This window comes from Lentzea sp. NPDC102401, from assembly GCF_044765805.1.
GTDB lineage: Bacteria > Actinomycetota > Actinomycetes > Mycobacteriales > Pseudonocardiaceae > Lentzea > Lentzea sokolovensis.
This window is the reverse complement of sequence record NZ_JBIWKS010000001.1, coordinates 1,338,148-1,348,727: the sequence shown is the minus strand read 5'-3', so window position 1 is coordinate 1,348,727 and position 10,580 is coordinate 1,338,148. Positions and strand designations below refer to the sequence as shown.

The 10,580-nt window shown below is 69.9% G+C and carries 9 protein-coding genes; 7 read left to right on the top strand and 2 right to left on the bottom strand.

The features are described from left to right. Nucleotides 1–72: 72 nt before the first annotated feature. Nucleotides 73–936 (bottom strand): hypothetical protein, encoded by an 864-nt coding sequence (locus tag ACIRG5_RS06075; protein ID WP_402900809.1) that lies wholly within the window; start codon nucleotides 934–936, stop codon nucleotides 73–75. A gap of 63 nt (nucleotides 937–999) precedes the next feature. Between ACIRG5_RS06075 and ACIRG5_RS06070 the strand changes: the two genes are divergently transcribed. Continuing rightward, a complete protein-coding gene (locus tag ACIRG5_RS06070) occupies nucleotides 1,000–3,543 on the top strand; it encodes a BTAD domain-containing putative transcriptional regulator (protein ID WP_402900806.1) in 2,544 nt (847 codons plus the stop codon). Here ACIRG5_RS06070 and ACIRG5_RS06065 read toward each other — a convergent pair. Further along, nucleotides 3,540–4,808, bottom strand: coding sequence for an FAD-binding oxidoreductase (locus ACIRG5_RS06065; RefSeq protein ID WP_402900804.1), 1,269 nt, complete (start codon nucleotides 4,806–4,808; stop codon nucleotides 3,540–3,542). The genes ACIRG5_RS06070 and ACIRG5_RS06065 overlap by 4 nt on opposite strands. 99 nt (nucleotides 4,809–4,907) lie before the next feature. On the opposite strand from ACIRG5_RS06065, the gene ACIRG5_RS06060 reads away from it, so the two are divergent. The 6 genes from ACIRG5_RS06060 (at nucleotide 4,908) to ACIRG5_RS06035 (ending at nucleotide 10,578) form a co-directional block, all read left to right on the top strand. Next, complete coding sequence (locus ACIRG5_RS06060) at nucleotides 4,908–5,816, top strand: LysR family transcriptional regulator (protein WP_402900801.1); 909 nt, start codon at nucleotides 4,908–4,910, stop codon at nucleotides 5,814–5,816. 114 nt (nucleotides 5,817–5,930) lie between these two features. Continuing rightward, nucleotides 5,931–7,094, top strand: coding sequence for a CaiB/BaiF CoA transferase family protein (locus ACIRG5_RS06055; RefSeq protein ID WP_402900799.1), 1,164 nt, complete (start codon nucleotides 5,931–5,933; stop codon nucleotides 7,092–7,094). Beyond that, entirely contained in the window at nucleotides 7,091–7,834 is a 744-nt protein-coding gene (locus ACIRG5_RS06050; protein ID WP_402900796.1) for a crotonase/enoyl-CoA hydratase family protein, read from the top strand. The genes ACIRG5_RS06055 and ACIRG5_RS06050 overlap by 4 nt, the downstream gene beginning before the upstream one ends. Nucleotide 7,835: 1 nt before the next feature. Next, nucleotides 7,836–8,555, top strand: coding sequence for an acetoacetate decarboxylase (locus tag ACIRG5_RS06045; protein ID WP_402900794.1), 720 nt, complete (start codon nucleotides 7,836–7,838; stop codon nucleotides 8,553–8,555). Continuing rightward, entirely contained in the window at nucleotides 8,552–9,388 is an 837-nt protein-coding gene (locus ACIRG5_RS06040) for a 3-hydroxyacyl-CoA dehydrogenase NAD-binding domain-containing protein (protein ID WP_402900791.1), read from the top strand. The genes ACIRG5_RS06045 and ACIRG5_RS06040 overlap by 4 nt, the downstream gene beginning before the upstream one ends. After that, nucleotides 9,388–10,578 carry an acyl-CoA dehydrogenase family protein gene (locus ACIRG5_RS06035; protein WP_402900788.1) on the top strand — a complete coding sequence of 397 codons (1,191 nt, stop codon included), beginning with the start codon at nucleotides 9,388–9,390 and terminating at the stop codon, nucleotides 10,576–10,578. Before ACIRG5_RS06040 ends, ACIRG5_RS06035 begins: the two co-directional genes overlap by 1 nt. Nucleotides 10,579–10,580: the final 2 nt, after the last annotated feature.

Here is a 10,580-nt window from a genome sequence, read left to right as displayed (position 1 = left end):
GGCAGGTTGACCCCTATCGAATACGAGGTAATCATGGCCACGCCAGCCAGTCAGGCTGCGTGACTACCACTGTCACCTACTCGTGCAGCAGACCCCGCCGTTGAACCCGGCGAACTGGTCGGGGCCGCGCGTCTTGTCGGACACGCAACCCATGACCTCGTACGCCACGCGCGCGCCGTCGGTGCTCCACACCGCGCTGCGGTAGTGATGCCGGGTCTCGCCGACCAGCGATCGGACCTCGCCGTTCTCCGACGCCAGGCCCAGCCACTGGGGGTCGGCGCCGCCGCAGCGGTAGACCTCGTTGTGCTTGATGAAGCTGACGTGCCGCTCGCCCTTGACGTCGACGAGCTTGAAGTCGCGGTACAGCGACGAGGAGTCCGACGTGAGCAACGGCTTCGCGGCGCCCGACTTCAGGTCGAACCGCACCAGCGAGCCCACGTACGTGCTGTCGTCGGCGACGTTCGGGTGCTCCACGGCCAGCAATCCGGTGCCGTCGGAGGTGAAGCCGAGCAACTGGGGCGCGCGGCCCTTGAGCTTGCCGACGGAGACGCCGTCGACCACGACGTTCTCGCCGTTCGCGTAGGCCAGCGTCGAACCGTGGAACACGGCCGAGGTGATCGCCCCGCGCGCCACGAAACGAGACTTGCCGTAGCGGTCGACCGTGTTCAGAACGCTGCCGCTGGTGCCGTCGAAGTCGGAGATCACGGCGGCCAGAGCGCCGTCGGCGGAAGAGGTCGACCGGACCGTGTAGGCGGGGTCGCTGACAGCCACAGCGGCTCTCTTCACGCCGCCGACGATCACGTCGTAGCCGTCGGCCGAGCGGACGGCGTGCGACTGGGACGGGCTGGAGGAGTAGGGCTCGACGGCCTGGGCGGGGGACACGGCGGCGGCCAGCGTGCCCAGTGCCACCACCAGTGCCAGTGAGGTTTTCGTCATGGGTCGAACGTCCTGGCTCGTGGCATGCGTCCGGTATGCGGTTGGTGGTTACGATCGGGAGTTGTGGAGTTCCGGGTGCTCGGGCCGGTCGAGTGTTACGCCGACGACGGCGCGCGGGTGAGCCTTGGGCCGCCCAAGCAACGCGCGGTGCTCGCGCTGCTCCTCGCCCAGCCCGGCCGGGTGCTGTCGGTCGACCGGCTGATCAGCGTGCTGTGGGACGACGCGCCGCCCAAGACGGCGTTGAAGAACCTCCAGGTCTACGTCTACCAGCTGCGCAAGATCGTCGGATCGAGGCTGCTCTCGCGGGCGCCCGGCTACCTGATGTCGATCGACCCCGCCGAGCTCGACCTCACCCGGTTCACCGAACTGCTCGACGCCGCCCGCCGGGAACGCACGCCGCGGAGCTACCGGGAGGCGCTCGCGTTGTGGCGCGGGCCCGCCCTCGCGGATCTCGCCGCGTCCGGACTGTTGCGCGGGGTCGTCGCCCAGCTGGAGGAGCTGCGGCTGGCCGCGCGGGTCGAGTGCGCCGAGGCGGAGCTCGACCTCGGCCGGCACGTCGAGATCGTCGCCGACCTGAACGAGTGGGTGCGCGAGCACCCGTTGAACGAACGCCTGCGCGAACAGCAGATGGTCGCGCTGCATCGCGCTGGGCGTCCGGCCGAGGCGCTGGCCGCCTACCAGGAGTGCCGCCGGGTGCTGATGGACGAGCTCGGCGTCGAGCCGGGGGAGTCGCTGCGGCGCCTGCAGGCCGAGATCCTGCGCGCGAAACCCGTTGGCGCGGCGGCGATCCGGCAACTGCCACCGGACGTGGTCACCTTCTCCGGCCGCGGTCGCGAGCTGAACCTGATCAAGGCTCAGCTCCGGCAGGACCGGGTCGCGGTGTGCGTGCTCACCGGGCAGGCGGGCATCGGCAAGTCGGCGCTCGCCGTGCGCGCGGCCCACGAGATCGCGGGGAGGTTCCCGGACGGCCAGCTCTACGCCGATCTCTCCGACGGCGCCTCCGACCGGATTCTGAGCCAGTTCCTGCGGGCGCTCGGCGAACGGCCCGGCGACGAGGAGGCCCTGCGCTACCGCTCGCTCACCGCGTCGCGCAGGCTGCTCGTGGTGCTGGACAACGTCGCCACCGCGGGCCAGGTCAAGCGCCTGCTGCCGACCGGTCCCGGCTCGGCCGTGCTGATCACGTCCCGCCGCCCGCTCACCTCGCTGACCGGCGCCTCGTACGTCAAACTCGGCGCGCTGCCACTGGAAGACGCGTTCCGGCTGCTGGAAGGCGTCGCCGGCAGGGTCGAGGACGCGACGGAGCTCGTGCGCTGGTGCGGCGGACTGCCGCTGGCGCTGCGCATCGCCGGAGCCCGCCTCGCCGCCCGTCCACAGTGGACCGCACCGCTGCTCGCCACCAGGCTCGCGGACGAGACGCGCCGCCTCGACGAGCTCCGGCTCGGCGACGTCGCGGTGCGCTCGGCGTTCGCGGTCAGCTACGCCGAGCTCGGATCGACCGCGGTGGCCAGGGTCTTCCGGCTGCTCGGGCTGCTGGACGGCCCGGACTTCGCGGTCGCGGCGGCACGGGCGCTGACCGACGTGCCGGACGTGGAGGACCTGCTCGCCGAACTGGCCGACGCGCACCTGGTCGACGAACCGGTGCCCGGCCGGTTCGCGCTGCACGACCTGCTGCGCCTCTTCGCCCGCGAACGCTGCCGCGGCTCGGAGTCGTCCGAGGAACGGTCGCTGGCGCTGGAACGCCTGCACAAGCACTACCTGGAAGCGCTGGCGGACACCCCGACGGACCTCTGGCTCGCCGAGGAGCGCGACAACCTGATCGCGGCCGCACACCAGGCCTCGCCGGCCGACGCGATCGCGTTCGCCGCCGGTCTGTCCTGGTACTTCCGCCGCCGCTCGGAGGTGGCGGACTGGGCCGCGTTGAACACGCTCGCCCTGGAGGCGGCCCGCTCACTGGGCGACGTCCGCGCGGAAGCGCTGGCGTTGAAGGAACTCGGCGCCGCCTGCGAGCGCGGCTTCAAGTTCGCCGAGGCCCAGCAGCACTGGACGGCGGCGCTGGCACTGGCCCGCGACCTGCACGACCGCCAGCTCGAAGCCGTGACGCTCAACAACCTCGGCATCGCGCACTGGCGCCGCCGCGACCTGCCCGCCGCGCTGACCTCGCTGGAGGCCTCGCTGACGTTGCGCGAGGAGCTGGACGACTCGCAGGGCGCGGCCTACGTGCGCACCAACCTGGGTCTCGTGCACGCGGCGCTGGGCGATCTCCCGGCCGCGCTGGTGTGTTACGAGGAGACGCTGACGACGCTGCGCGCCTGCGGCGACAGGCCCGGCGAACTGCACGCGCTGGCGAACATGGCCGACGCCCACCGCCAGCTCGGATCCCTGGACCAGGCGCTGGAACTGGCGGACGAGGCGTTGCGGCTCGCGCGGTCGGTGGGGGACAGGCAGATCGAGGCGGGAGTGCTGCTCGACCGCGGCACCGTGCACGAGCTGGCGGGACGGGCCGAGCAGGCGCGCGCTTCCTACACCGAGGCCGTGGAGCTGTCACGCCGCATCGGATTCCGCTGGGGGGAAACGGAAGCGACGCGGAAGCTGGCGGGGCTGAGCTAGGCCGAGTACCTGCTGGGCGCGAACACGCCGTCCGGATCGAGCGCCTGCCCGATCCTGGCCTGCAACGCCGTCGCCGCCCCCGGCCGGTCGACGTCCCGCCGATACGCCGGAAAACCCTGTGCCGCAAACGTTTGGTGCAACCGGTCGAGCGTTGCCCGTGCCTCGGCGACGGCCGAAGGATCATCCGCCGGGAAGCCGATGGCGATGACGTGGTCGACGGCGTCGCTGTCGAGGACGTTCATCGTGACGGCAGGCGTCGACGCGCAGCAGTCGCGGATCAGTTTCTCGGCGAGGGCCACGGTCTCGCCGGAGAACGGCAGGATCGGCAGGAACATCAGCAACCCGAGCTCGGCGTCGATCCGGTCGGCCGGACAGCCCGCCGTCCTGCGCTGGAACCACGTGTCGGCCGGATCGGGATCACCCGCGTACGTCGCGCGGACCACCTCGTCCACCACCGACGTCCCCGCGACCAGGGGCGAATGCCTTGCCACACCGAGAAGAACCGAGCTGAGCGCCTCGACCACCTCGCCCGCGCCGCTGAGGCAGACGTGCGCGAGGTAGCCGTCCATCCGCGCCGCGACCGGGTTGTAGACCTTGGTGGTCGGCGGGACCAGCCGCTGCTCCGTCCACGACCGCAGCGCGTCCACCGCGTCGGCGAGGTCGTCCTCGGCGAACGTGAAGGGCAGCACCCGCACCTCCTCCGGCCTCGGCAGCAGGCGGACGACGGCGGCCGTGACGACCGCGAACGACGACTGCGTGAACAGGTGGGTGAGCGTCGGCCCGAGACCGTGCGGCCGCGGCACGGCTGACGTGCCCGGCCACCAGCCGACGTGCTCGCGCCGGCCGTCGGCGAGCACCACTTCGAGCCCGACCAGGTCCTCCGCGCGGGCGCGGTGCACACCGACGCCGCGCTCCAGCGAGTTGCCGATGATGCTGGTGCGCAACGAGGACGTGGTCAGGTTGAAGATCCTCGGCGTGCCCCGCAACAACTCCACGAGCGCGCCCTGCGTCACGCCCGGCTCCACCACGGCGTAGCCGCGTTCGAGGTCGAGTGCGCGAACGCGATCCAGTCCCGACAGGTCCAGGACCGTGGCACCGTCGCCCACCGGCAGACCCGAACCCAGGCCCCAGTTGTAGCCGGTGCTGATCGGGTGCAGTCCTCGCCTGCCGGAACGGACGATCTCCACGACCTCGTCGGCCGTCGCGGGACGGAGGACCTCGGTGATCGTGCGCGGGCGGAAGGCGGCGGGTTGCTCGATGGACACGCCGCGCACCGTAGGGGGCAGCGGCGACGGAGGTCGGTAGCCGGAGGCCGCGCGTCACGGTGATCGGCAGGATGCCCCGAACGGCCTAGTCTGGATCACGTGGAACTGCTGCACCTCAGGTACTTCGTGGCGGTCGCCGAGGAACTGAACTTCTCGGCGGCCGCGCGGAAGCTGCACATGGCCGCGTCGCCGCTGAGCCAGCGCGTCAAGGACCTCGAACACGAGCTGGGCCGTCAGCTGTTCGACCGCAGCACCCACCACGTGGCGCTGACGGACGCGGGCGCGGCCCTGCTGCCGATCGCACGGGACGTGCTCGACCGCGTCGGGTCGATCAGATGGCGCCTCGACCAGGCCACGCAGCCCACCAGGTCGACGGTGTTCGTCGGCGTGCCCGCCGGGCTCCACCCGGCGCTGCGGGAACGGCTGACGCTCCTCGCGGAGCGGGTCGACGGGCGGTTCGAGGTCAAGCGGTGGCCGGGAACGACCACGGACCTCGTCGCGGCGGTGAAGGACGGCAGACTCGCGCTCACGCTGGCACGGCTACCTGTGCAGGAGGCCTCGCTCGACACCCTGCACGTGATGTCGGAACGTCTCGGCGCGGTGGTGCCCGCCGACCGGTTCGAAGGCCGTGAATCGGTCAAACTGGCCGATCTCGCCGATCTGGCGTACGCGAAGTCGCCGGAGGAAATCATGCCCGCGTATTTCGAGCAGCTCGACCGGCAACTGCACGAACTGGGCATCAAAAAGCGCATCCAGCTGAGTAACACCGGCTACCAGGGCACCTCGGAGATCGTGTCCGGTGGACTCGGGTTCTCGGTCTCGATGCTCGACGAAGACAGCTCGATGCGGGGATATCGCCTGGAGAACATGGCTGTCCTGCCGTTCGAGGACTTCCGCGCGCAGCTCGACACCGGACTGCTGTGGCGGCGCGACCGAGGCGATGGCGGCGACATCGAGGAGCTCGTCGCGGTCGCGAAAGAAGTGTTCGCGGAGCCGATAATCAAATGAACAATGGCGTGACCGCTGTGGTCATACCATTGTTCGCGACATGATCGTTCCCTTTCTCGCGGTTCGTCACTAACTTCGGTGGTGCAAGAACGAACAGGTGCGAAAGGACGAACGATGAAGGACATCACCGCCGGTCCGCTGGACGGCGTGCGGGTGATCGACCTCTCGACCGTGGTCATGGGCCCGTACGCGGCCCAGATCCTCGGAGACCTCGGCGCCGACGTGATCAAGATCGAGTCGCCTGTGGACACCGTCCGCAACGGCCGCTACCGCACCACGCCGGGCATGACCCCGTTGAGCCTCAACGTCAACCGGAACAAGCGCAGCGTCGCCCTCGACCTCAAGGACGAGAACGACCGCGAGACCGCCCTCAACCTGATCGACACGGCCGACGTGCTGATCACCAACATGCGTCCCGGCGCGCTGAGCAGGCTCGGCCTGAACTACGCCGACGTCGCCGAGCGCAATCCCGGCCTGATCTACGCCCACGCCCAGGGCTTCCGCGGCGACTCCGACCGCGCCGGCGTCGCGGCCTACGACGAGACGATCCAGGGTGCGTCCGGCCTGGTCGACATCGCGAACCGCGCGATCGGGCGGCCCGTCTACCTGCCGACGATCATCGGCGACAAGGTGTCGTCGCTGACCATCGCCTACAGCGTGCTCGCCGCGCTGGTGCACCGGAACTCGACCGGGGAGGGCCAGCGGGTCGAGATCCCCATGGCGGACACGATGATCGCGTTCAACCTGGTCGAGCACCTCGCGGGCCACGCGTTCGTGCCGGAGGAGGGGCCGACGGGCTTCACCCTGTCGATGGCCAAGGGCCACCACGCCGTGCACACCAAGGACGGCCTCGCCTGCGTCGTCCCGTACAACCCGCAGAACTTCCGCGACTTCTTCGCCGCGGCGGAACGTCCCGACCTGGTCGAGGACCCGCGCGTCGCCGGTGAGCGGATCGATCCCGGCGACAGCGACGACCTGATGGGCCTGGTCGACGAGTGCGCGCCCGCACTGTCCACCGAGGACTGGGCCGAGGTGTGCGCGAAGCACAGCATCCCGTTCGGGCCGGTGCTGGAGCTCGACAAGGCGCACGAGGACCCCTACGTCCGCGACGGTCACCTCCTCGACGTCGTCCGGCACCCGAGCGAGGGTGAGATCCGGTCGATCGGCATCCCCGTCCGTTTCTCCGCCACCCCCGCCACCGTTCGCCGGCTCGCCCCGCTGCCGGGGCAGGACACCGCGGAAGTGCTCGCCGAACTCGAGAACGGAGTGCTGTCATGACTGAGGTTCGCACCGAACGCGTCGGCTCGGCGCTGCTCATCACGATCGACCGGCCGGAGGCCCGCAACGCCGTGAACGCGGCTGTCGCGACGCAACTCTCCGCCGCGCTGGACGAACTCGAGGCCACGCCGGAACTGCGCGTGGGCGTGCTCACCGGAGCGGGTGGCTCGTTCAGCGCGGGCATGGACCTCAAGGCCGCGCTGAAGGGCGAGTCGCCGGTGGTCGGCGATCGCGGCCTCGGCGGTCTCACCGAGGCCGAGCTCACCAAGCCGCTGATCGCCGCGGTCGAGGGCTTCGCGCTGGGCGGCGGGTTCGAGCTGGCACTCGCGTGCGACCTGATCGTCGCCGCGCAGGACGCGAAGTTCGGACTGCCCGAGGTGAAGCGGGGTCTGATCGCCGCCGCCGGGGGAGTCGTCCGCCTGCCGCAACGAATCCCGCACCACCTGGCCATGGAGATCCTGCTGACCGGTGAGTCGATCGACGGCGTCCGGGCCGGCACGCTCGGCATCGCCAACAGGGTCGTGCCGAACGGCGAGGCCGCCGCGATCGCACTCCAGCTGGCCGAGCAGATCGCCCTGAACGCCCCGCTGGCGCTCGCCGCCGTCAAGAACGTCGTGCGCTCCCAGGACCCCTGGGCCGCACAACGCACCGAGAGCGCGAAGCTGATGACCACGGCCGACGTCCGCGAAGGCATGACCGCGTTCGCCGAGCGCCGCACTCCACAGTGGACAGGACGCTGAAATGCTGGGAATCACACCGTTGAGCGCACCGGCCTTTCCGGCCGTGCAGCCCCGGTTCTTCGACCGCGAGTACCTGAACATCGTCTACCGCACCGATCCGGAGGCGCTGCGGGCCGTCGTCCCCGCGCTGCTGGAGATCGACGAGCCGCTCGTCCGGTTCGAGGTCATGAAGATGAACGACGTCACCGGCTACGGCCCGTACACCGAGGCGGGCCAGGCGATCCCGGTCGTCTTCGACGGCGAACGCGGCGAGTACCTGCACGCCATGTACCTCGACAGCTTCGCCGCCACCGCGTCCGGCCGCGAGGTCAGCGCCTACCCGAAGGTCATGGGGTCGCCGAACCTCTACGCCGACAACGGCGCGCTGGTCGGCACCCTGGACTACGGAACGCTGCGGGTGGCGACCGCGACCATGGGCTACAAGCAGTTCGAACTGGACCGCCGCACGGCTGAGGCGGAGATCACGGTTCCAACGTTCATGCTGAAGACCATCCCTGACTATGACGGAACGCCGCGGGTCCAGGAGCTCGTGCGCACGGAGATCACCGACGTCGTGGTCAAGGCCGCGTACACCGGCCCGGCGCGCCTGCAGCTGTTCCAGCACGTCCTCGCGCCGCTCGCCGACCTCCCGGTGCTGGAGGTCGTGTCCGCCAGCCACGTCATCACCGACCTGACGCTCGCTCCCGCCAAGCCGGTTCACAACTACTTGGAGGAGTCATGAGCACCGTCGCAGTTGTCGGGGCCGGTGTCATCGGTCTTTCGTGGGCCCGCCTGTTCGTGGAGCACGGCCTGACCGTGCGGATCACGGACCCGCGCCCGGATCTGGCGGACGTCGTCCCGGACGGCGTGCAGATCGCCTCGACCGTCGCGGAAGCCGTGCGAGATGCGGACTTCGTGCAGGAGAACGGGCCGGAGAACCTCGAGTTCAAGAAGACCCTGTTCGCCGAACTCGTCAGGGAGGCCCCGGAGCACGCGCTGCTGCTCAGCTCGTCGTCCGCGATCCCGTCCAGCGCGTTCACCGAGGGCATCGACGGCTCGCGCGTCCTGATCGGACACCCGTTCAACCCGCCGCACGTGATCCCGCTGGTCGAGGTCGTGCCGGGGGAGCAGACGAGCGAGGAGTCCGTGGAGAAGGCCGTCGAGTTCTACCGCTCGCTCGGCCGCACCCCGGTCGTCGAGCGCAAGGAGATCCCCGGTTTCGTCGGCAACCGCCTGCAGGCCGCGCTCTCCCGGGAGGCCGCCTACCTGGTCGAACAGGGCGTCGTCACGCCGGAAGATTTGGACGCCGTCGTCACGAACTCGCTCGGCCTGCGCTGGGCGACCGTCGGCCCGTTCCTCGGCGCCCACCTCGGTGGCGGCCCCGGCGGCTACCGGCACCTCGCCACGCACATCGGGAAGTCCATGCAGGGTTTGGAGCTGGGCACCCCGTCACAAGATCCAGAACGGCTGATCAAGGCCGTCGAAGACGCTTACGGCTCCTCCACGTACTCGGCGCTCGCCGAGACGCGCGACCGCAAGCAGCTCGCCGTGCTCACGGCATTGGAGGAGAACTGATGAACCGCCTGGAAGACCAGCTGACCGCCGACTTCTACAACTACGAGGCGCTGCTGAGCGACGAGGAGCGCAAGATCCTGCTCGGCGCCCGCGAGTTCATGACCACCGAGATCAAGCCGCTGGTCAACGAGTACTGGGCCAAGGGCGAGTTCCCGCACGAGCTGATCGGCAAGTTCCGCGGCGCCGGCCTCACCGCGTTGTCGTACGAGGGCTACGGCGAGCACTCCGCCGCCGTCAGCAACCTGCTCACCGGCATGCTGGCGATGGAGATGACCCGCACCGACGCGTCGGTCGCCACGTTCTTCGGCGTCCACAACGGACTCGCGATGTACTCGATCTACGCGGGCGGTTCGCAGGAGCAGTGCGACCGCTGGCTGCCCGCCATGGCCGCGATGGACAAGATCGGCGCGTTCGCGATGACGGAACCGCTCGGCGGCTCCGACGTGGCGGGCGGCATGCGCACCACCGCGAAGCGCGACGGCGACACGTGGATCCTCAACGGCGCCAAGAAGTGGATCGGCAACGCCACGTTCGCCGACTACGTGATCGTGTGGGCCCGCGACCTCGACGACAACCAGGTCAAGGGGTTCGTCGTGGAGAAGGGCACGCCCGGCTTCGTGGCCGAGAAGATCGAGGGCAAGATCGCGTTCCGGATCGTCGAGAACGCCGAGATCACCCTGACCGACGTCCGCGTGCCGGAATCCAACAGGTTGCAGAACATCAACTCGTTCCGCGACGTCGCGGAGATCCTGCGCGCCACCCGCGGCGGCGTCGCCTGGCAGGCGCTCGGCGTCATGATCGGCGCCTACGAGGCCGCCCTCGCCTACTCGTTGGAACGCGAGCAGTTCGGCCGCCCGATCGCGCGTTTCCAGATGGTGCAGGACAAGCTGGTGCAGTCGCTCGGCAACATCACCGCGTCGTGGGGCATGCTCGTGCAGCTCGCGAAGCTGCAGGACGCGGGCATCTTCCAGGACGAGCACTCGTCGCTCGCGAAGGCGTTCGTCACCTCCCGGATGCGCGAGGTCGTCGCCTGGTCGCGGGAGATCTTCGGCGGCAACGGCATCGTGCTCGGCTACGACGTGGCCCGCTTCTTCGCCGACGCCGAGGCGATCTACTCCTTCGAGGGCACCCGCGAGATGAACACGCTGATCGTCGGCAAGGCGATCACCGGGCAGAGCGCTTTCGTCTAGAA